The organism is Oscillibacter valericigenes (assembly GCF_021531435.1).
Classification (GTDB): domain Bacteria; phylum Bacillota; class Clostridia; order Oscillospirales; family Oscillospiraceae; genus Oscillibacter; species Oscillibacter valericigenes_B.
The window spans coordinates 1-22,145 of sequence record NZ_JAFBIS010000018.1; the positions used below are offsets into that span (position 1 = coordinate 1).

Here is a 22,145-nt window from a genome sequence, read left to right on the forward strand (position 1 = left end):
GGCTTGATTTAGTGCGGCCTTTTTCACCTACTCAAAATTCTTGAATTTTACTCTTGACAAAACTTAGCAGGTCTTTTCTCAAAATTCCTTCCCCGGAGAGGTACGCCCCCAGAAAGGGCGCGACGGCGGTCTCCGGGGTATCCTCGTGGAACTGGTGCCACAGCTCCCGAACCTCCGGCCCCCTGAGATTGCAGGCGGCCCCGTGGTCCAGCAGCAGCTGGGCGGTCTCCCAGTGCTTCCCCAGCAGCGCGGCTGCCAGGGGCAGAAAGGGTCTGGGCCGAACATCGTCCTCCTGCCGGAGGAGGAGCCACAGGCTGGGATAGCCGCACCGCTCCTCCGCTGCCCATGCGCCGTGGTCCAGCAGCAGGCGGACGGTCTCCGTGCGACCCGTCAGAGCGGCGGCGCACAGGGGCGTCATCATCAGCTGGAGCTGCCGCCGCTGGCAGAAAACGCTGTCCAGATGCCGCGGATCCTCCGGCAGATAGGTCAGCCACCGGGCCGCCACGTCCGTCTCCCCCAGCATGCAAAGCGCCGTGAAGATGCGGTGCGCCTCCCAGCACTCTCCCACCGCGCTCACCCGGCAGATATGGTTTCCCTCATAGAGCAGCGGGTAAAACCAGCGGTCCCAGTCCCCCTCCTCCAGCAGCGCGGTGACGTCCGGGGGGACCTGCTCCGCAAACCAGCGGCGCGGTCCCCAATCTTCCACCCTGCGGGCCTTCGGCGGATCCGGCAGGCCGGGCCGGGGAACGGTCAGCAGCAGGGCACGGCAGATCGGCGGCAGCTGGAGCTGCCGCTGGCAGTCCAGCAATTCCGCCGTGGTCTCCGCCGGGGGAATGATCCCCTGCCGCAGCGCCTGCCGGATGAGCCGGGGATTGCCGGTCTGCAGGATGGCGTAGGTCAGGTTGCTGACGCCCCCGTCCACGGCCGGCGGCAGAAACGTCACCCGCTTTATCAGCAGCCGCAGCACCGCCTCATTCCGCCCGGGCAGTACGCCGTCCCGGTCCATGACGCAGGTGCAGTGAGCGCTCAATGTCTCCAGCAGATTCTTTCCCTCCTGGGTGCCTGTCCAGATGGAGGAGCAGGGCAGGCAGGACAGGTCCAGTGTCTGTCCCTCCAGAATAGACAGGAACGGCTCCAGCCCCCACGCCTTTTCCCTGGCGCACCGCGCCAGCAGCTCACCGATGACATCCCGCCCGCACAGGGCCTCCGGGCAGGCCCGGCCCACCTGCCGAAGGCGGTGGCACAGGTCCTCCCAGCCCCGCTTCGGCTCCTTCCAAAGTCTGCTCTGCTCCTGGAAGTCCATCAGCATCCTGCGGGCGGCGGCGCTCAACTCCTCCCGGGAGTAGGTCCAGGTCTCCAGCACCTCATGGAGCTGGTGAGGAGAGCAGGTCCGGCCCAGCGCCCAGAGGACGGGCTTTTCCCGGCTCCGGGCCAGCACCTCTTCCCGGGCGGCCCGGTAGTCCCCGTCCCTCTCCCGCCATGCCAGCCACATGGCCTGGCTGACGCCGGGGGATTCCAGCAGCCATGCGCCGTGCTCCACCAGCAGACGGGCACACGCCCGGCTGCCGAACAGCACCGCGGCCGCCAGCGGCGTGGCGCCGTCTATCTGCAGAGGCGGAATGTCCTCCGGCTCATCGTTGTGGCGCTGCAGCCACAGGCTGCTCACCGGGCGGGCGGTAAAGGGTTGAAAGGGTGAAAAGTCACTCCCGAAGAGGACGATGCCCGCCTCGAATTTCTCCATCAGCGCCGAGGCAGCGGCGGGAGAGGCGCTGTTCACGTCATACCCCCGCGCCAGCAGGGCCGCCAGATGCTCCGGCCTGTTTTCCGCCGCCGCCAGCAGCACCAGCGTGCCCTGTACACGGATCTCCCAGCGGTAGCGGCGGCGGGCGCTGCCGTTGGGCGCCCAGGGGGCGGGGAAGTCCCAGCTTCCCGCGTACTCCCCGCGGGGCAGCCGGTCCAGCAGCTTTTCAAACACTTCCGGCGGTGCGCCTTCCACGGCGCGGCACAGGCACTCCCCCGCCGCCTCGCGGGAGACGTTGCCGGGGAACTGTTCCAGCAGCCGCAGCACCTCATCCCAGTCGCCCCGCCAGACCTCCCCGTGGAGCCGCTCCTCCAGCTCCTCCCGGGTGAGCGGCGCGTCTTCGCTCAGGTCCCTGTACCGCCCCAGCAGCGCCGCCAGCGCCTTGCCGGTCTTTCCCTCATTCCGCATTCTTTATCCCTCCCGGCTTTTTCTGCTTTCAGTGTACAGTGGGCCGGTTTTCAAATTTGACAAGCGGCGGAGTTCCTCCTATACTGGGAGCATAAAAAACAGCCGGGCGGCGCGCCGGCTCTCTGGAGGTTCGGGATATGGCTCTGAAATTGGACGACAAGCTGGTGGTGGGCATCTCCTCCCGGGCACTGTTCGACCTGGAGGAGGAGAACCGCATATTTGAAACCCAAGGTCTGGAGGCCTACGCCGCCTATCAGACAGAGCACGAAAACGACGTGCTGAAGCCCGGCACGGCATTCCCCCTCATCAAGGCGCTGCACAGGCTCAACGCGGACGGGCAGTATCAGACGGAGATCATTGTCATGTCCCGGAACAGCGCCGACACCAGCCTGCGGGTGTTCCACTCCATTGAGCACTACGGCCTGCAGATCAGCCGGGCAGCGCTGGTGGGCGGAGCCTCCATCGCCCCCTACCTGAACGCCTTCCGCACCGACCTGTTCCTGTCCGCCAACGAAGATGACGTGCGGGACGCCCTGAGCGCCAACGTGGCCGCCGGCCTGATCTGCTCCCACGCGGAGTTGCCCATCGACCCGAACCGGGAGGCCGGTCAAATCCGCATTGCCTTCGACGGCGACGCCGTTCTGTTCTCCGACGAGGCCGAGCGCATCTATCAGGACCAGGGTCTGGAGGCCTTTGCCGCCCACGAGCTGGCCAACGCCCGGAAGCCTTTGCCGGAGGGTCCCTTCGCCAAGCTCCTGCGGAGCATCTCCACCATTCAAAAGCAGTACCCCACGGACGCCTCCCCCATCCGGACGGCGCTGGTCACCGCCAGAAACGCCCCGGCTCACGAGCGGGTCATCCGCACCCTGCGGGCCTGGGACGTCCGCATCGACGAGGCGTTCTTCCTGGGCGGCATCCAGAAGAGCGACATCCTCAAGGCCTTCGACGCCAACATCTTCTTCGACGACCAAACCGTCCACACCGACCCGGCCTCCAAGGTCGTCCCCGCCGCGAGAGTCCCCTACGCGGAGTAACTGGCAACATATTTTGGTTTTTTCGCATCTTTGTCCCAGGGGCTGTGGTATTCTCTTTTTGTAAACAAGAGTTGTGCTGAACAAAAGGAGGAACCGTATGGAACGTATCAGTCTCACGCCCTTTCTCATGAGCAAGGCCAAGATTTTCGACCTGCACGGACACACCAAAGGCCCCAGGGGTGTCCCCTGCCGCATCAAGGTAGGCCCTCGGCGAACTCTGGACACCAGAGTGGATCCCGACCGCTTCACCATGGACTTTTGGTGTGCCGGAAAGGAACAGGTCATCTACCTGCGGGGCCAGCCCATCCCCCAGGAGCGGGACGAGGACGGTGTTCTCTTCTTCGATGCCGAGGCGTATCTGCAGAAGTACCTGGGCGGCGACTACTGCCTGTGCAGCAACGACGATTTCCGCCGGAAGAAGGAGCGTCTGGGATCCGACACCTTCCTGACCACGGAGTATGGCGCGGCCCGGTCCCTCATCAGCTGGACGGACTTTCCCTTGGCCTACTCCTACCTCTACTTCGCACCCGGCGCCCTGACCCTCTGCGGGCGGAACGTGCGGTCCATCTCCTGGGAGACCTTCAACGAGAACTATGCCGCCTCGGGAGACGCCGTCCGCTCCCTGGTGGAGAAGCTCCTCAACGGCCCCCACGACCTGACCCTGGGCGGCTTCCTCAAGCCCCTGCGGCGCGTCAGGGACCTCACTTTCAACTACCTCTGGATCCAGACCGACCAGGGCAGCTGTACCGTGACCACCACCGTGGGCGAGCCCCTCTCCGTCACGCTGAAGGGCGAGTTCTCTGAGGAGTGCATTGCCGCCTCCACAGAGCCGCTGAAAGTCCTGAAGCTGGGGCTGATGCTGCTGGGCGCCGCCGACCGCAAGGCGGTGAGGCGAACCCTGAACCGGCTGTACCGCCAGGGCCAGGCCGCTCCGGTGCCGGAGCCGGAGGAGTGAACCGCAGGCTCACCCTCCGTTTCTCAGCGAAATGCTTTATAAAGCCACAAAACCCCTGACAGTTTCACTGCCGGGAGTTTTGTGGCTTTTATGCGCAGACGCAGTGATTTTATCCTGACTTACAGGATGATCTATCCAGCTTGAAAGCAGGCGTTGTGAATGGTACCACCGACAGTGGAAGTTTCGCATCCATTCTGAAAAAGAGCATAAGAAAAAGCACCTGCCAAAAAGCAGATGCTTAACCTTATCAGCACATCCATTCCCTTAATTATCAGCTGGTTTTAAGGGAAAAGATATATTGTTGAGGGAATTACTTTATTCTGTAGTAGCAAATATTCTTGCCGGAGCCTTCACGCTTCAGCTCGCCGGATCCTACCAATTTGCGCAGCGCACCTTCAATGGAACTTATGCTGAGAGAAGGGCATAGTTCACGAATATCCTGCTTGGTAAAACGGCCAATCTTATTCATCGTGGCACGCCTTACGGTTTCAAGGGCCGGAAGCTTGATTTCCACCAACGCAAAGCGGTCTTCAAAGTCTTTATATGCAGCAAGGACGGTCCCGAGCAAATATTTAATGAAGGGAACAGCATCTTCCTCCCCTTCGTGCCAACCCACTTGAGCCTGAGCGAGGGCATCATAATAAAGGTCTTTGTTTTTCGCGATTTTAGCCTCCAGAGATATATACTTTCCAACATAGAAGCCGTTTCTGTAAAGCAGTAACGTTGTGAGCAGTCGGCTCATTCTGCCGTTGCCATCGTTGAACGGATGGATACAGAGAAAATCGTGAATGAAAACAGGAATTGCGATGAGAGGTTCAACCTCCATGTTTCCAACTACACGATTGTATTCTTCGCAGATCCTGTCCATTGCTTTCGGTGTTTCATATGGAGCCAGCGGAGTAAACAGGATTTCCACATGACCGTCCGGGTATGTTGCGCTGATATAGTTCTGCACGCTTTTGGTTTTGCCTGCCATCGGATTGTTCATGTGGCTATACAGGATCTTGTGCAACTGCAGGATATAATTCTGCGTAATCGGAATGGCATCAAAGCTCTCATGAATGATGTTAAGGACGTCACGATAGCCTGCAATCTCCTGTTCATCACGGTTTTTCGGAGTTGTTTTCTCTTCGACCAACTGTTTGATACGGGTACTTGTAGTGACGATACCCTCAATGGCGTTGGACGCCTCCGTGCTTTGCACCTTTGCGATCTCTACAAGTTTCTCCAGTTCTTCCGGGCGCTGTTTCAGATACATCTCCTGTTTTCCGACTTCTTTATATATCGCAGCAATCAGACCAAGGACATCCGAATCCCACTTCTGGTTTTTGATTTCAGAGTAATTAAAAGCTCTCATTACCTTACCTCCGAATATTTCCCTTAAATAATAACGGAAAATAAGGGAATAGTCAATGGTATAAGAAAATATTCCCTTAATATTATTGCATTTTTAATGGAAAGTATGCAGGGTAAACGAAGCTTTTTCAGTAAATCCTGAAATATGATCTGTCACCAGCCATCTTCTTCCGGTGGTTCCGCCAGCCGTCTCCAGAAGCGGCTCTGCTCGCCGTCTTTCGATGTTTGAATGTGCAGGGCCTCCAGTTCCTCCTCCGGGATGCTCTGGAAGCCCACGCCAGGCAAACTCTCCGCAAGGGCCAGAGATGCGGCGCTGCCCCACAGCAGCGCCTTCCGGCAGGCGAAACGGGAAAAGTCGCAGGCCGCGCCCCGCTCCAGCAGCACCCGGGCGGTCTCTTCCTGCCCGAAGAGGATTGCCGCCAGCAGCGGCGTCACCGCCAGAGAGTCCTCTGAGTAGTCCTTACGCCGCATATAGAACCGGGAATCGTCTCCCCGGCCCACCTCGTCCGGGTGGACGCCGGCATCCAGCAGCAGGCGCACCTGCTCCGTCCGGCCCAGCGCTGCGGACAGGCACAGCGGCGTTCCCCGGAAAGAAAACCCATCCCCCCAGGAAGCCTGCACCGTCTCCCGCAAGCTGCCCGGCAGCAGCTCCATCAGGAGTGCCATGGCCTGTCCCCACTCTGAGCAGCAGGCAACACCCGTCAGGGTCGTAACCTCCAGCCGCGGATACCTGGCGTCCCCCACGCAGAGTCCACCCTCTAAAATCTCGAAGCCCAGAAACTGCCGCAAATGGAACAGCTTCCGCAGACAGTCCTCCCGAGGCAGTTCCCGGCGCATCAGGTCCTGAAGCTCCTCCTGGCAGACCTCCTCCCGGTCCCAGCCGTTCCAAAACGCCCACCGATGGGGGTCCTGCCACTGTGCGGTGTCTTCCAGGGGGGTCTGCCTCCGGGCGCAGGTCAGCAGGAGGATGCGGCTGTCCGTCTGGCTTTTTTCATGCCCGCGCAGATGCTCCAGCAGCTCCGCAGGATCCTCCCGGTCCAGCAGGCCCCGCTCCGCCGCGCACCGCAACAGCTTGATGCTTCCCAAATCCAGCAGAACCTTCATCATTCCACTGACGCCCGCTTCATCCCGATACCGGAACCGCACCCGCTTCACAAGCTCTATCATACAACCCACGTTGCGGAATTTCCAGTCGTCCACCGCATCCGCGTCCATCACCAGCGTGCCCCCCTCCTCCGCCGCATCCAGAAAACGCCGCAGATCGCGGCTGTCGAGCTCAAGTGGCACGTCGCGTATCCATGTCAAGTCTCTCTCCTTGCCACACAGCTGTTTCCAGGCGGTCAGCAGCGTCTTGTGCCGTTCCCCCGCGATGCAGCGCCGCAGCGCCTCCCGCAGGAACACGCCCGTGGCCCACGGCTCCCGGCATACCCGGGGAAAGAAGTGCTTGAGCAGGAGCAGCTTTCCGGCCGCGGCCCTGATGGGTGCCGTGTTGTAGTAGCTATCCTGCCGTTCCAGCAGCTCCAGCATATACCGGGCGTCCCTCTCTCCGCACAGGCCGCTCTCCAGCTGGCAGCGCAGGGTCCTCGCGCTGCAGAAATCCAAGAAGGACACGGGCTGCAGATAGCTGGTGCGCAGAAACTCCTCTTTATCCGGTAAGCTCCCCCGCTCCGGGCAGAAGACCTGCCGCAGCACCTCCGGCTGGGCGTTCCGCCGTTCCTCCGAAAGCGCCTCCCCAGTCAGGCCGTCCAGCACCATCACAGCGGCGCGGCAGACGGCGCTGCTCTCCCCTTTCCAGACGCCGGACCAGCGCAGCAGCTCCTCCGCCGCCCCCAGGCTTCCGCAGAGCAGGGCTGCCGAGAGCGGCGTAGCACAGGAGACATCCGCTTCCCATGCCGGTCCATGCACCTGAAGCACATTGTGGCAGGTACCGCCGTAAGTCCCATAAGCTGGCGCAGAGTTACCCATGAAATCCCGGTTGGCGGCCAATTCCAGCCCCGCGCCGTTGCAGTCGTATCCATGCTCCAGCAGCACCCGGACATGAGCGGGCCGGTCCGCCATTGCCGCCAGCAGCAGCAAGGAGCCCCGTCCGAATATGTAGGACGCTCTGTTCCGGCCGTCCGCGTCTTTCTCGATGGTCAATCCATAGATGTACTCTCCCGGTGCGCAGTGCTCCAGGACCTGCCGGAACAGCTCCGGCGGACAGTCCAGCGCCTGCCGCAGGCAGCGTCCGGCATCCTGACCCTCCAGCGGCTCCGGCAGTTCTTCCAAAAGCCGCTCTACCTTCTCCACGTCCTCACCGAGGTCTTTTTGCCAAGATCCCTCCAGAGACGGCTCCTGTTCAAATAAATCATCGAAATTGAAAAAGCTCATATGACGTTCCCCCTGTGGTTTCTCATCATCAGTATGCACCGTCTATACGTTCAAATTTAATAAGCGGCTTGTTTTCCTCCCTCCGGGGCGCTATACTGAAAAAAAGAGAAAGGGGGCGCCCGCCATGTGCGCAAAGCTGAAGAAAGCGGCTGAGAAGAGTCCGAAGGAACCGGAAAAGAACAGGAGAGGAGCCTATAACAGCACCACCAAATCCCTGATCGACATCTGGAACGTTCTGGCTGCCCACGCGTCCGCGGAGCGTCCTCTGACCACCGGGGAGATTTTCCGCTATCTGAATCCCGGTGGGGACACGGAGGACAACCTGCTGGAAAACGAGACCAAGCCCTCCAGAAACACGCTGACGAAGCATTTTCCCGCCGACGCCGATGTCATCAACACGCTGTTTCCCAACACCGTCCTGTGCGAGGCGGGCAAGCCCGCCGTTCTGCATACATACGGTCACGACGGCAAGCTCCATGTGGTGCTGGAAAATGCCAATGGTGACGCGCTGAAGAACTGTGAAATGCAGGCCGTCTTTCTCAGACGCCCTTCCGCGCCCATTCCCCAGTCCACGCTGAACCGCAAGCTGCCGCAGCTGTACATGGAGTATGAATCCGCGTCCGTCCCGGAACAGCTGCCCGTCTCACTGGCGGGCATCGTGGCGGTGAAGAAGGGCCTGACAACGCAGTACATCCCCGCCTCCGAGTGGGCCCCCGCCGCGAAAAAGGAAGATCCCCCGAAGCAGGAGGATTCCACGAAGGCAAACAGCCAGCAGGACAGCGAGATGAAGGCCGTCAGCCCGCCCCGCCGGTACTACCTGTCCAGTATCCTCTCCCCGGCGAAATGGCGCATCCTCTCCGACCTGATCCTGGTCTACCCCTATATCGACGAACAGGAGACCCGCGACCTCCTCTCCGCCATGCAGCGCCTGGCGCCCGGCGTTCGGAACTGGAGCGGCGCCCGCTACGCCCGGAAAACGGCGGCTCCCCTGCAATTCCAACACATTGAAATTCTGGACAAGGCCATCCGGGAGCGAAAAAAAGTCAGCATCACCTATGGCAAATACACGCTGTACCGGGAAAACGGTGCCTGGAAGCCACGTCTGGTCCGGCAGGACGGCGCTCCCATGCTGGTGTCTCCCTACGCCATGATGTGGTCCAACGGCTACTACTATCTGGTCTGCAGGCTGGAGGACGGAAGCATGCGGAACCTGCGGGTGGACCGCATCCTCGATGTCAACACCTTTAAGGCCTCCGGAGATGACTACACGTTCACCGTCGATAAGGACTTTGACCCCGTCGCATACCGGGACCGCTCCCCCATCATGTACCCCGGAGAGCCGGTGCCCACCCGCCTGCGCTGCCACACGAAGCTCCTGAGCACCTTGATGGACATTTTCGGCTCGTCCGTCACCGGCTACTCTACGCCGAAGGACGACTATACCGTGGTCTCCCTGCGGGCCTCCGAGTCGGGCACCCGGCTCTTCGCCCTCCAGTACGCCGATCTGGTGGACGTTCTGGAGCCCCAATCCCTCCGGGAGGAGGTCCAGCGGACCCTGCAGGCCGCCGCGAAGCGGTATGAAAGTCCAGAGTAAAACGCGTCTGGGACAGGCCGTCTTGGTGAACCACCGTATTTCGGTTGTAAACCTTGCACTTTTTTGGTATACTGAGGATGTGCGAAAGGATGGTGAGCACTTTGGAGCAGGCGATCTGGGAGGAACTTGCCGAAGGCATGGCAAATATCCTCGGTGACAAGCTGGAAGCTGTAATTTTGTACGGGTCTTATGCCCGTGGGACACAGGACGCGGAATCAGATATTGATATTGCCTTGATTTTGCGTGGAAAGCCGGACAGGAATACGGCGGACCATTTGCAGGATTTCCTGACAGATATGGATATTAAGCACGGCAAGCTTTTTTCTGTCGTAGACATTGACGCAGACCGATTTGTAAGGCTTCAAAATGTGCTGCCGTTTTATCGAAACATTCAGACTGAGGGGGTCGTATTGTGGAAGACAGCCTGATGTTTGAGCTTTCCGATTACCGCATGAAACGGGCAAGGGAAACGCTTGCCGATGCAAAGAGCCTTCTGGAGAGGGATCGCGTGGAATCTTCCATTAACCGCTCTTACTATGCTATTTTTCATGCGCTTCGGGCTGTAACCGCTTTGGATGGCTTCGATTCTTCCAAGCACTCCGGCATTATTGCCCACTTTAATCAGATGTACGTGAAAGCGGGAATCTTTGATAAGGAGATATCCAAGTTGATTCGCATCGCATTCAGCACACGGGAAAAAGCGGATTACGATGACAAAATTGCCCGCCGCAAGCCCACTCCGTGAGGGGTGGGTAAGGCGGGCATCTCAGGAAATGTTTCTTGAATTATTGTCAAAAATATGATATAATTGAAACATGAAAAATGAGTATAAACGCACCAATACAACGGTCTCAATGCTGAACTACCATTTTGTGTTTTGCCCACGCTATCGGCGGAAGATATTTCTTATCGATGGTCTGGAAGAACGATTCAAAGAATCTGTTCTCCAAATCTGTGAGCAAAACCAGATAGAAGTTTTAGCTATGGAATGTCATGTGGACCACGTACACCTGTTTTTGAGCGCTCTGCCAAAGTATAGCCCCGCCGATATCATGCGTATCGTAAAGGGGAACACGTCCCGTGTACTGTTAAGTGAGTTCTCGGATATACTGCGAAGCCCTACGGTATGGACACGCAGCTACTTTGTCAGCACCGCAGGAAATGTATCAAGTGAAACGATACGCCGCTATGTGGAGAATCAGAAAACACGTTGATGAAAGGGGGCAGCGCCATGACAAGAAAATCACCCAGCGAGCACATATTTGTCCTGACGCTGCCGCTCCAATGTGAAGCATGGCAATGTGATAGGCTCGATACCGTCTTCCAGGTAGGGAATGATATCAAGAATAATCTGATTGCTTACGAGCGAAAACAATACGAAAACCTTACAGCTCGGAAGGATTGGAAAGCCAACCAAGCGGCATTGGCAGAGGCTTATGCTGCGAAGGATGCGCCACTCATCAAGGCGCTCTGTGAGCGCCGAAACGAGATGCTCTCTGATGCCGGATTCGGGAAATACCAGTTCGAGAAGCAGGTAAACAAGTATCGGAAACACTACCGGGGGAAAGGCGGTAAAGGCTACCTCATCCCTGTTCATGTGGCGCAGAAGATTTCCGCATCCGTGTGGGATGGTTACCAGAAGCTCATCTTCGGGAACGGGAAACAGGTACACTTCTCCAAATGGAGCGAGTTTACGACGATAACTGCGAAAACGAATGCCTCTGGGATTCGCTACGCAGATGGATTCGTCTATTTCAACGGGATGAAGCTCAGGGTCAATTTCGATGAGAAAGACCCCTATGGCTATCAGAGTGAGTCTATGACGAGGGATATCCGCTATTGCGGCATCCAGCGTCGGTGGTATGCCAGCGGTTGGCATTACTTCGTGCAGCTTACGCTGGACGGATTGCCTCCGATGAAGGTAAAGCCCGAGACTGGTGAACTCCTGCATCCCATGGGGAACGGCAGAGTCGGTCACGACATCGGAACTCAAACCATCGCCAGCGTTGGCGACAATGCCGTATTGCTCACCGAGCTTGCGGATAAGGTGAAGGGCATCGACATTGAGCTTCGACGAGTAAACCAAGCCATGGACCGCTCCCGGAGAGCGACCAACCCGGAGATGTTTTCTAAGGATGGGTCTATCGTTCCAAAGGACAAGCTCCCTGCGTCCTGTTTGAACCGCAGAGGCGGTCGCCAATGGGTGAAGTCGAAGAATTACCTTCGATTGGAGAGCCGCAGGAGAGAACTCTTCCGCCGTCAGCGGGAAATGCGGGTTCAACAGCATAACGAGCTGGCGAACCGTCTGCTTTCCTTTGGTGATGAACACTACATTGAAGAGATGCGCTTCCGTGCATTGGCAAAAAGGTCTAAAGAGGCCAATACAAACAGCAAGGGCAAATTCGTCAGTAAGAAGAGGTTCGGAAAATCCATCAGCAATAAGGCTCCGGCCCTCTTTGTAAAGACGCTCGAACGCAAGGTCCTCAGTGCTGGTGGATCCTTCAAAAAGGTCGATACCTTTTCCGTAAAGGCAAGTCAATTTAACCATTTGACGGAAACTTTTACGAAGAAGAACCTCAGTAAACGCTGGAACACCATGCCGGATGGTACGAAATTCCAGCGAGACCTTTACTCTGCGTTCCTGATACGGAATGTAGATGCTACTCTCAAGTCAGTGGATGTGGACCGCTGCAACAAGTTTTACGATAACTTCCTTCAGTTGCACAACCAAGAAGTGCAAAGGCTTTCCTCACTAATTACGCCCAGCAGTATGGGCATCAAACATATCGCATAGTCACCAAATACTATAAGGCAAAGGCTCCCGCCGACTGCGGCGCTAATGAGTGGGTTGCCACCATTGCCGCTACAAGATTCCAAAGGATTTTGGGTTCCCAGTGATAGCCTATTGATAGGCTTCATATGGCACCTTCTACGTACTTTGGAATCCCACTGCGTAAGCGGTGGGAGGAGTCAATTCGCTGATGTTACGTTCGAAATGGCAGAGGAACAGGTTGCGGCGGCGGAAAAGGTCATCTCCGCTGTGGAGTGCTATCTTGAATCGAAACGGGAATAAGGACATAAGTCATAGACGTGCTAACAGCAATGTTTAAGGAGGGCGGATTCCGCCCTCCTTTTTCATCTAATCGTCATCCTCCGTCCGGACGCCGCACTTTCCCGAGGCAAGGGCCTCCCGCAGCGCCTTCTCGAATACCAGCAGACCCTCCTGCCATCCGAAGGTCTCCACCGCCTCGTCCGCTACCCGAAAGGCGCACACCGCCTTGTTCACGTCCGAGGCGCACTGCATGATCTCGTTTACGTCCACTGCCAGCGCTAGTATCTCTCCGCCGGGGACGGCAAGCTCCATGACCTGATCCAGCATTTCGATGTACTCCGGGTACTTCCCGGAAGTACGGTTCCGCAGGAGATAGCTCCCGTCCGAATGCTTCTCCACCACCATGTACACGATGCGCCGGGACTCCGGCTCCTTCGGCAGGTAGTCCATATGGTTGAGGACCCGGCCCTTCAGCCACGGTGTCTCTCCGGTGCCTGCTTTCCAGTCCTCCCGCTCCACATCATCGTTGTCGTCGCACAGGCGGTACAACTCGCCCAGCGTCAGTTCTCCCCTGACCAGCGGCAGCATTCCCAAGTTCATGTCACTGAGGACCTCCAGCAGCTCCTTCGGCTCCTGATACCAGACGTATTTCTCGTCAAAGAAAAAGTTATCCACCCGCAGCACGCCGTCCGCTCCCATCTCCTCTCTGATACGCGTTTCCTCCACCACCGCCTCCAAGACCGAGCTGCCGTAGTGGTAGTTTTCCAGAATAAAGTCGTTCCCCAGCTGGATATCCCAGGAAAAGTTAAAGTCCTTCTTCCGAAATACCAGCAGGATGTCCATATCCATGGCGGCGAAGGCGTCCCAGACCAGGGGGATGCCGCAGTGGGAGCTGGCCCTGCCCTCCATGCGCCTTTGCGTCTCAAAGGAGGAGAAGCGGTTGTCAATGGGCGTATAAATTCCATTTCGGGAGTTCTCCACCACGACCAGGCCGTATTGGGCCTCCTGGGAAAGAGCGGGCAGGCAGGGCTTACCCTCCGGCGTGGTTCGGCTGTACCACTTTCCCTCCAAGGCGGCGTCTCCGTGGAGGATCCGCAGCAGACGGCGGCTGGCCTCGTCGGAAAAGTCCCCTTTCTCCCGCAACAGTGTGTAAAAATGGATCTCCCGGTATTCCCGACAGGTCCCTTCCCCCAGCATTTGACGGTACTCCGGTTCCGAAAGCAGTCTGACCCGCATCATGCGCCTTTCGCCTCCAAACAGTTTTTTCCCGGTGTCTGCCCCGTTTCGAAGAGCCGGGCCGCCAGCGCGCGGGTCTTTTCACCGCCCAGCTCCAGGAGCTGCTGAAACTCCGGCCCGGAAAAATCACATTCCGCCCCCGCGTCCAGCAGCAGACGGGCGGTCTCCTCCCGGCCCCACAAAATCGCCGCCGTCACTGGCGTCACTGGTGTTACCGGCGAGACAAACTGCGTCGGCCCGCTGACCCGCCATCTGACGGCAGAGACCTCGCCCCAGCCCCGCTCATTGGGGCAAATACCGGCGTCCAGCAGCAACTTCACAAGGGCCGTCCGCCCCATCGCGGCAGCCAGGCACAGGGGCGTCCCCTTCAAATCCTGACCGGAACCCAGAAAAAACAGGATGTATTGCCGCTCCAGCGTCTCCGGCATGTACTGCATCATCAGCCGCAGAGGCTGCTCCTGCGTCCCGCAGAACACAGCGGCCTCCGGCCTATTCACATAAAGCTGCTTCCCGTCGTCCTCCGTCCTCAGGAAAATTTTAGGGTAGCTGTAGAAAATGTACTGTAAGTGCTGCGCTTGTCCCATCATCTGCAGGCGGCGCAGACACTCCTCCTCCGGCAGCTCTCCGAATACCAGCTCCTGCATCCATTGGTCATAGGCAGCAGGCTCCGGCGTCCAGCAGCGGTGCCAGAAGCCGTCCCTGCTTTCGGTTTTCCAGAGAGGCTCCTCCCCGCAGGCGTCGTTGCCTCTAAAAGTCAGCGCCGCCGCCCGCAGGCCGATGCTGTTTTCCCGCCGGAGATATGCCATCAGTTCTTTGGGATCCTCTCCCTGAAAGGCTCCCAGCCGGGCGGCCTCCAGAAAGCGCCGGGAGTCATCGATCCGCACCAGGTTTTCCGTCAGGGCGCTGACGCCCTCCAGTCCCCGGTTAAACCGCAGGCGCACCTGACGCAGAACCTCCGCCGTATTGCCCCTCTCCTCACCGCCGAGCGTCCACAAAGCATCCGCGTCTATGACCAGCCGTGTGTCCCGGCCCAGCTCCCGCAGCAATGCGCGCAGCTCCTTACGGGGCATACAGCGCAGTTCCCGGCTGGCCCAGGTCAAGTCCCCTTCTTCCCCGCAGAGCCTTTTCCATTGGCCGATGAGACGGCTGCAGTGGCGCTTGGGAGAACGCCTCTGCGCCAGATGGCGCAAAAGGATGCCCGTCACCCAGGATTCCCGGCAGAGCCGGGGATAATACCGCTCCAGCAGGCTCAGCTTCCGGGCGCAGTCCCGGATCAGCCCGCCGGAAACGGAATCCTCCAGCAGATGCAGGAGCCGCCTTGCGGCGGCCTCATCGCAAAAGCCCTTCTCCAGCTGGATGCGCAGGGTGTCCGCCGAGCAGAAGTCGGCGAAATACTCAGGCCGGAGGCAGCGGGTCTCCGGCAGCCGGGCTCCCGCTAAGGTCCCCGGCTCTCCGAACACCTGTCCCGCCACGGCCTGACGGGGGTCTCCCTGAAACATCTCCCAGGCCAACACGGCAGCGCGGCAGACCACACCGCTCTCTTCTTTCCAGACGCCGGGCCAGCGCAGCAGCACAGCCACGGCACGGCGGCTGCCGCAGGCTGTCGCTGCCGCCAGCGGGGTCGCGTACCGGATAGCGCTGCTCCAGTCTCTGAACAAGATCACCTGATTGCCGCTGACACCGCAGCGGTCCCCATAGGACGAAGCACCGCTTTCCTGGTCGAAATCACCGGGCCCCTCATCCCCCCAAAACGCCTTGGCGGAGGACGCCCCCGCGCCGTTGCAGTCGTATCCCGCCTCCAGCAGCAGCCGCACATGCTCCGGCCGGTCCAGCGCCGCCGCCAGCACCAGCATGGTCCCGTGCACCGCGGCATGTTTTTCCTTGTTCAGTTCCACAATGGTATCTCCGCAGTATTCCCCCGGCGCGCACTGCTCCAGCACCCGCCGGAAGAGCCCGGGCGTGCAGAGAAGCGCCGCGTTCAGGCACGCTTTCGCTTCCGCTCCCGACAGCGGCTCCGTCCGCCTGCGTAGCAACGCGTAGGCCGTGGCGTACCGTCTCTGTTCGATCGCCTCCTGCAGCGCATTTGTCTCTTCGCTAAACAGCCACATAGCTTCCTCCTTTCCCCTCCGGGCGAAGCGCTCCGCCTGTCAGCCTGCCTTCTCCAGCAGCTTCTTCAGCTTGCGCACAGAGGGCGTGTCGTTCTGGAAAAACAGCTGCTCCGCCAGTGTGCGATAGATCTCGCAGCCGTTGACGGCGATGTGCATGGCGCAGGGGTCGCTGTTGGTCAGGCCGTTCAGCAGGAATTCCAGCTGGGGCTGGCACTCCGGGCAGTGCTGGTAGAAGTGCAGCACCGTCTCCATGGCCCGCCCGGCCTCCGGTTTTTTGTCGGCGCACAGGTTCTCCAGCCGCAGCAGCAGCACGCAGGTCAGCGCCCAGCGCTGGCCGAAAGGCATCTCCGCCACTTCCCGCTCCGCCTCGTCAGGTTTTTCGCCCCGCAGGATGCGGTCAATGATGCCGGAGTGCAGCAGCGCGCTGTACTGCTCGTAGTAGGTGTAGAAGCCCCGGGCCACCTTGGAGGACTGGAGGAACTGGGATATGAAGGTCAGGTCCACGGGGAAGTTCTTCTCCTCCATCATCCGCAGCAGGATGGACAGGTCCTCCCAGCCACGGGCGGTGACCAGGCCCGTGCCCTCCCCGTCCTTTTCAAAGACGTAAAAGTGGCCGCGGTGGTCGTCCAGATAGGACAGCACCATGGGGTGCACGCCCCGCTCCACCATGTAAGCCCGCCAGGCAGCGTAGTCAGGCGCCAGCCACAGAAGCCGCATCCGATCCGCCATGACCGGGTCCAGGGCGGTGGCGGAGGCGTTGTACTCGCTGGGGTTGCCCGCCAGCACCAGCATCCAGCCGTCAGGCAGGGCGTGAGGGCCGAAGGACTTGCTCTGCAGCAGCTGCAGCATGGCGGGGCGCAGCGTCTCGCTGGCGCAGTTGAACTCGTCCAGGAACAGGATGCCCCGCTCCTTGCCGCTCTCCTCCATGACCCGCCAGACCTCCGCCACGATCTCGCTGAGGGTGTACTCCGTCACGCAGACAGTCTTGCCGTCCACCTGCCGCTCCGTCAGCCGGGGCAGGCCGATGGCGCTCTGCCGGGTGTGGTGGGTGACAGAGTAGGACAGGAACGCCAGTCCCTGCTCCTCCGCCACCTGGCGGACGATCTCCGTCTTGCCGATGCCGGCGGGGCCCATGAGGCACACCGGGCGGGCACGGCGGCGGTCCAGCCGCCAGTTTCCCTCCGCGTCTTTGGCGAAGTACAGCTCCGCCGTCTGGGCCAGGGCCTCCTTGGCCTGCTGAATATTGACTGTCACAGTCACCTGAGATTTCATATGTGTATCCTCCTGAACATCAATTTGATTCCCGGCCATCCCAGCTCACAAGCAGACGGTCGTCCCCGGTGATGCGCACCTGCGTCACCCATTTGGGGATCTCGAACCAGTCCGGTTCCCACGCTTCCTCCCCCTTGGGGAACAGGAACGCCACGGGATAGTCCGGGGCCTGGTCCGGAAATTCGCCGAAGCCATCGGACAGGTACAGCAGTCCCCGGAAGTGCTTGCCGTCCGGGGACTCCCGTTGGGCGTTCACGTAGTCGAACACCGGGCAGAAGTCCGTGCCGCCGCAGCCCATGACGGAAAACTTCTTCATCAGGCCGTCGGCCGTGTCCTCTCCGCTGAGGGTCTGGACCTTCTGGATGTCCGCGTCGCACTGGATCAGCGTCAGCTCCACCCGGGGGCCGCCGGCATCCCGCAGGATAGCCAGCAGCTCCTCCAGAAAGCCGTGCATGACCCCGCCGCAGCAGGAGCCGGAAGTGTCCAGCGCCACCGCCAGGTCCAGCGCCGGGGCATCCTCCCGCAGCTCCTCCGGTTCGATGAAGGGAGCGTCTCCGGTGAGGTCCATGCCCACCCGGTACCAGATGGCGTTGATAGAGTCGGGGTCCACCTCCTGCCGCTCCCGCCGGGCGCAGAACCGGCGCAGGAACTCCTTGTAGCTGACGCCGCTCTCCTCCACGTCCCGGTATTCCTCACACAGCTCCCCGGCCAGACTGCCGTACTGGGAGTCTTTCCCGGACTGTGCCAGGGCCGCGGCCACCTGGCGGGCAGCCGCGCCCCACAGGTCTCCGGCCCCGGCGCCGTTTTGCCCGCCCGGAAGCGGCGTCCAGGCCGCATGGTCATCCAGCCGCAGGGGCTGGCTCTTCCGGACCAGCTCCTCCGCCTCCTCCCGGGTCTCCGGCGCCAGATAGGCGGCCTCCAGTGTCAGCTGCTCCAGGGCCTCCACGTGCTCCCGGATTTCCTTCTTCCAGGAAGGCGTCAGCGGCACGGGCAGGCGGTGCACGAAGGCCGCCGCCTTGGCGTCCGCCACGGCGTCAAAGAGCTGGGGATTCTGCCCCTGCCGTTTAGGGATGTGGCCAAGCAGGCCGTGGGCCGTGATGTGCATGATCTGTGCAGCGATGGAATCCTTGCGCCCCAGGTAGTCCCGCACCACCGTCTCCGGGTGGTAGTACAACGTCTCGCCGTCGGTCCACAGGGAGCGCTCCGCTTCGCTGGGCCGCAGGGGCAGCAGGTAGATGGCGGGCAGAAATTCCGGCAGCTTCGCCGCCAGCTTCCGCCGGGACCACTCGATGATCTCCACGGCCTGCCTGTTCAGCTCAGTCTCTTCCGCCATCGTCCTTCTCCTTCCGCTCCATGCCTTCCAGCAGCTGCTCCAGCTCCCGGTCAGAGACCTTCACGAAGTGCCACACCAGCGCGATGACGGCGGCTATGACCAGAGCCAGAAAGCCCGCCATCAGAAAGCCTACCATCATGCTCAGCCGGTACAGAATATCCAGTTCCATACGCTCTCCTTTCCCGGTCAGGCGGCGCTGGGAGCGGTCCGCCGGTCCACCACCTCGTCCGCCAGGCCGTAGGCCACGCTCTCCGCAGCATCCATGAAGTTGTCCCGATCCATGTCCGCCGCCAGCTGCGCCCGGTCCCTGCCGGTGTATTCCGCCAGCAGGTCCGTCAGACGGGTGCGGGCGCGCTCCAGGTGCCTTGCCCGGATGAGCACATCGGACGCCTGTCCCTCCGCGCCGCCCAGGGGCTGGTGGATCATGACCTCGGCGTTAGGCAGCACCCGGCGCTTGCCCTTGGTCCCCGCCGCCAGCAGCACCGCGCCCATGGAGGCCGCCAGGCCCACGGCGATGGTGGACACGTCGCAGCGGATGTGCTCCATGGTATCCAGAATCGCCAGACCCGCGGTGACGGAGCCGCCGGGGCTGTTGATGTAGAGGGAGATGTCCTTCTCCGGGTCCTCCGCCTCCAGATACAGAAGCTGGGCCACCACGGCCGCCGACGTCTCGTCGTTCACCTCGCCGGTGAGCAGCACGATGCGGTCCTTCAGCAGGCGGGAGAAGATGTCGTACCCGCGGCCGTCCTTGCCTTCGATCACATAGGGCATTGTAAACATGGTTGTTACCTCCGATTCATTTGTTCTGGGCACATTTTACACCGGGGGTCTTTTCAAAATTGATAAGGAGCCAGGGGTTTGTTTCACGGCGGCGAAGGCCGTATGGCGCGGCATCTCCGCAATGCCACAAAAAAAGGGTGCCGCCTCTCATGATCTGCAAAATCATTTTGAAGCAGCACCCTTCTAAATTGAAAATCATGCTGTTATAGAATGTAACTTGTGAACTACCCATGACTGAAGTCACGGGCTTCAAGGAGACGGATTCCCTCTCTTTTATTCTCGCTTAACCGGACTTCTGGACGACTGTAACCGTCTCTGCCGTAGTAAAACGAGCTATCCCCGGAGTTCCTTCCGGTTTGGTATGTAACACAATCAGACGGCAAGCCGGATATCTTCCATCCGCCGTTTGATAGTGCGAAACCCTTCGTCACGGATGTTTCTGGCTGCGTTAGGATCTCTCCGAAGAACCTTGTGGCATTGCGGGCAGGTCCATTCCTTCTGTCCAAGCTGGACAGAAGGATCATACGCCCCACAATGGTTACAGGTCTTCGTTGACGGATACCACTTGTCGATAACGACAAAGTGCTTCCCCTGTTCCTCCAGTTTGTACTGAAGGAATCCCCGGAACAGCCCGAAGCCATTGTCCATCGTTGATTTGCCAAGCCGCAGAGTTCCAGACATTGCCCGCAAGTCGATATCTTCTACACATACAGTGTCCCAGGAATTGGCTATCTTCCTGCTTTCCTTATGGCAGAAGTCCTTGCGTTGATTGGATGCTCGCTCATGCAATCTGGCTACAAAGAGCCGCTGCTTCTCATAGTTCTTTGAACCCTTTACCATACGGGCCAGCCGCTTCTGTTCCTTAGCAAGCCTCTGCTCGACCCTGCGGAAAGCATGCGGAACTTCTGGTGAACAGCCTTCAGAGTCCACATAGAACAGAGGACTGCTATAGTCCAAGCCGAGAGTCTTCTTGATGTCAGGCATCACTGGAGATGCGGCTTCCACCGTTATGGCAAAGAGAATGGACACATAATACTTTCCGCTCTGAGACATGGAAATGGTGGCATTCTTGAGGACCGCCCCAGGTTCCGGGTCTCTGTGAATACACGCTTCGACCCATCCGAGCTTTGGCAGTTTGATTCGCCCACATTTCGTTCCCGTGCGCTCAACAGCAATGTTTCCATTGGTGGCATTGGTCGTATAGGACATTTTGTGGTCTTTCTTGGACTTGAACCGCGGATAGCGGCCCTTCTTATCGAAGAAGTTCTTGAATGCGTTAGAAAGGTTGAACAGGCTGTTGGTGAGGGCAAACTTATCGACCTCGCGGAGATATTCCAATTCATCCTTCCAGACATGGTTACAGAACTGATTAAGCTCATTACGGGACATAGACTTCATATCAGCCGTATGAAGGCCTTGCTGAAGTTCCAGCCCCATATTGTAGACCTTCCGGACACAGCCAAAGGTTTTATTTATGAGGTCCTTCTGGTCTTCGTTTGGATAAATCCGATACTTGATAGCACGGTTGATGACGATGGTTTTCATGAGGACCTCCTTTCTATCTCTACTTGACCTTTTGGCTATTGATATACTCCGTCACCTGCTGCGTCGTGTTTTCACTGACAGTGGCCACGAAGTAAGAAGGGTTCCAAAGGTGTCCGTCCCAGAGCTTGTTCTTGAGTTCGGGGAATCTCATAAACAGGTGTCTGGCAGAGTTTCCCTTGAAAACCTTGACGATATCCGGAAGAAAGTGTTGCGGCGAACAACTCACGAGAAGATGAATGTGGTCCGGCATGCTCTCCATGGCGTCAATTGTAACGTCAATGTCTTTTGCTGTTGCGGCCAAATCTTCCTTAAGGAAAGTCTCTATATCTCCTTCCAAAATCCTTCGTCTGTACTTTACGCACCAAACGATATGATACTGAAGGCGATATACATAACCACGACCATATGTAAGTCCGTAATTATTTATTTCCATATACAATCACCCTGATAGTATTATACCATTTGTGCAATCACAATGCAACCCAAAATAGAACATTTGTACCAAAGCAAAACGGCCGCCTTACTCACGACTAAAGTCACGAGAATGCGGCGGCTCTTTATTCAACGAACTGCTTCCCCGGTGTTAGCACCGGGCGGAATTAGCCCGACTTCAACTTTCTTAGGATCCTACCCCCAGTATCCGCTTGATACGATTTCTGTTCGTCAGACCAAGAGTTTGCTTACAACTTTCTTCAGATTCCTCGTCACCGGGGACACCCTTGCTGTTCAGCTATGCGCTTCCCACCGCTGGCCGTGCTCGGGACTTCCAACCGTTAGATTTCGCCCAGACCGTCCGCACTAAGGAAAAACCGGGGCTGTCGCATAATTCGCATAATGCACAAAGCCAATAATCAAAACCCGCCCTAAAACTCGATATACCATAATCATGAAGGAATAATCAATAAAAGCTTTTATGCCCTAAAAACAACTGAATTGCAGAGATTAACCCTAGTTTCGACTAACTCATAACTAAAGTCACGAGAATGCACCGAAACACTATTCAACGCAACAGAGCTGGTTGCTGGCGGGGACGCGGACCAGCTCCATATTTCGCCTGAGAGCCACCGAAAGCTGGCTGAGGCGCTGCGGGAGAAGATCGAAACCGCGATTTTCCCCCAGTAAAAGTTTCCCGAAATAATCGAGTAGGTAAGGGCCGATAGCCCCGTCCCCTCACACCACCGTACGTAGGGTTCCCTATACGGCGGTTCAATCGCATGAGTGCAGGGACTCGTACCTGTCGGATAGGCTGTAGTATCCGGCTCGTGCGAGTCTCTCGTTTGTAATAGAGCATTTTAGAATCG

At 58.8% G+C, this 22,145-nt stretch carries 18 protein-coding genes; 7 read left to right on the forward strand and 11 right to left on the reverse strand.

What is annotated here, in order from left to right; genetic code table 11:
• Positions 1-31 precede the first annotated feature (31 nt).
• On the reverse strand, positions 32-2,209 hold the full coding sequence (locus tag JQM68_RS10205) for an ankyrin repeat domain-containing protein (RefSeq protein WP_235222902.1): 2,178 nt from the start codon (positions 2,207-2,209) through the stop codon (positions 32-34).
• A 137-nt stretch (positions 2,210-2,346) separates the two neighbouring features.
• Between JQM68_RS10205 and JQM68_RS10210 the strand changes: the two genes are divergently transcribed.
• Positions 2,347-3,243, forward strand: a complete 897-nt coding sequence (locus tag JQM68_RS10210) for a 5'-nucleotidase (RefSeq protein WP_235222903.1) — start codon at positions 2,347-2,349, stop codon at positions 3,241-3,243.
• Between the two features lie 97 nt (positions 3,244-3,340).
• Entirely contained in the window at positions 3,341-4,198 is an 858-nt protein-coding gene (locus JQM68_RS10215) for a hypothetical protein (protein ID WP_235222904.1), read from the forward strand.
• Between the two features lie 310 nt (positions 4,199-4,508).
• Here JQM68_RS10215 and JQM68_RS10220 read toward each other — a convergent pair whose 3' ends face one another.
• Complete coding sequence (locus JQM68_RS10220) at positions 4,509-5,555, reverse strand: Fic family protein (protein ID WP_235222905.1); 1,047 nt, start codon at positions 5,553-5,555, stop codon at positions 4,509-4,511.
• 152 nt (positions 5,556-5,707) lie between these two features.
• Positions 5,708-7,924: an ankyrin repeat domain-containing protein gene (locus tag JQM68_RS10225; RefSeq protein ID WP_235222906.1), complete on the reverse strand. Its 2,217-nt coding sequence runs from the start codon at positions 7,922-7,924 to the stop codon at positions 5,708-5,710.
• Between the two features lie 124 nt (positions 7,925-8,048).
• Between JQM68_RS10225 and JQM68_RS10230 the strand changes: the two genes are divergently transcribed.
• The 5 genes from JQM68_RS10230 (at position 8,049) to JQM68_RS10250 (ending at position 12,312) form a co-directional block, all read left to right on the forward strand.
• The gene (locus JQM68_RS10230; RefSeq protein ID WP_235222907.1) at positions 8,049-9,518 is read left to right on the forward strand and encodes a helix-turn-helix transcriptional regulator; all 1,470 of its coding nucleotides are present in this window, start codon (positions 8,049-8,051) and stop codon (positions 9,516-9,518) included.
• 101 nt (positions 9,519-9,619) lie between these two features.
• Positions 9,620-9,946, forward strand: coding sequence for a nucleotidyltransferase domain-containing protein (locus tag JQM68_RS10235; protein WP_235222908.1), 327 nt, complete (start codon positions 9,620-9,622; stop codon positions 9,944-9,946).
• Complete coding sequence (locus tag JQM68_RS10240) at positions 9,931-10,263, forward strand: HEPN domain-containing protein (RefSeq protein ID WP_235222909.1); 333 nt, start codon at positions 9,931-9,933, stop codon at positions 10,261-10,263. The genes JQM68_RS10235 and JQM68_RS10240 overlap by 16 nt, the downstream gene beginning before the upstream one ends.
• A 70-nt stretch (positions 10,264-10,333) precedes the next feature.
• Positions 10,334-10,732 carry an IS200/IS605 family transposase gene (tnpA, locus tag JQM68_RS10245; protein WP_235222910.1) on the forward strand — a complete coding sequence of 133 codons (399 nt, stop codon included), beginning with the start codon at positions 10,334-10,336 and terminating at the stop codon, positions 10,730-10,732.
• Positions 10,733-10,749: 17 nt separating this feature from the next.
• Positions 10,750-12,312: a hypothetical protein gene (locus tag JQM68_RS10250; protein ID WP_235222911.1), complete on the forward strand. Its 1,563-nt coding sequence runs from the start codon at positions 10,750-10,752 to the stop codon at positions 12,310-12,312.
• Positions 12,313-12,657: 345 nt separating this feature from the next.
• Here the strand turns inward: JQM68_RS10250 and JQM68_RS10255 are convergent, their stop codons facing one another.
• From JQM68_RS10255 to tnpA (JQM68_RS10290), 8 genes are all read right to left on the reverse strand, one after another.
• Positions 12,658-13,809, reverse strand: coding sequence for a hypothetical protein (locus tag JQM68_RS10255; RefSeq protein WP_235222912.1), 1,152 nt, complete (start codon positions 13,807-13,809; stop codon positions 12,658-12,660).
• On the reverse strand, positions 13,806-15,914 hold the full coding sequence (locus JQM68_RS10260) for an ankyrin repeat domain-containing protein (protein WP_235222913.1): 2,109 nt from the start codon (positions 15,912-15,914) through the stop codon (positions 13,806-13,808). Before JQM68_RS10260 ends, JQM68_RS10255 begins: the two co-directional genes overlap by 4 nt.
• A 39-nt stretch (positions 15,915-15,953) precedes the next feature.
• Positions 15,954-17,186 (reverse strand): AAA family ATPase, encoded by a 1,233-nt coding sequence (locus JQM68_RS10265; RefSeq protein ID WP_235222914.1) that lies wholly within the window; start codon positions 17,184-17,186, stop codon positions 15,954-15,956.
• A gap of 19 nt (positions 17,187-17,205) precedes the next feature.
• The gene (locus JQM68_RS10270) at positions 17,206-18,519 is read right to left on the reverse strand and encodes a vWA domain-containing protein (protein ID WP_235222915.1); all 1,314 of its coding nucleotides are present in this window, start codon (positions 18,517-18,519) and stop codon (positions 17,206-17,208) included.
• Entirely contained in the window at positions 18,503-18,688 is a 186-nt protein-coding gene (locus JQM68_RS10275) for a hypothetical protein (RefSeq protein ID WP_235222916.1), read from the reverse strand. Before JQM68_RS10275 ends, JQM68_RS10270 begins: the two co-directional genes overlap by 17 nt.
• A gap of 17 nt (positions 18,689-18,705) precedes the next feature.
• A complete protein-coding gene (locus tag JQM68_RS10280; RefSeq protein ID WP_235222917.1) occupies positions 18,706-19,299 on the reverse strand; it encodes an ATP-dependent Clp protease proteolytic subunit in 594 nt (197 codons plus the stop codon).
• A gap of 372 nt (positions 19,300-19,671) precedes the next feature.
• A complete protein-coding gene (locus tag JQM68_RS10285; RefSeq protein WP_235222918.1) occupies positions 19,672-20,844 on the reverse strand; it encodes a transposase in 1,173 nt (390 codons plus the stop codon).
• A gap of 19 nt (positions 20,845-20,863) precedes the next feature.
• Positions 20,864-21,277 carry an IS200/IS605 family transposase gene (gene tnpA, locus JQM68_RS10290; RefSeq protein ID WP_235222919.1) on the reverse strand — a complete coding sequence of 138 codons (414 nt, stop codon included), beginning with the start codon at positions 21,275-21,277 and terminating at the stop codon, positions 20,864-20,866.
• Positions 21,278-22,145 lie beyond the last annotated feature (868 nt).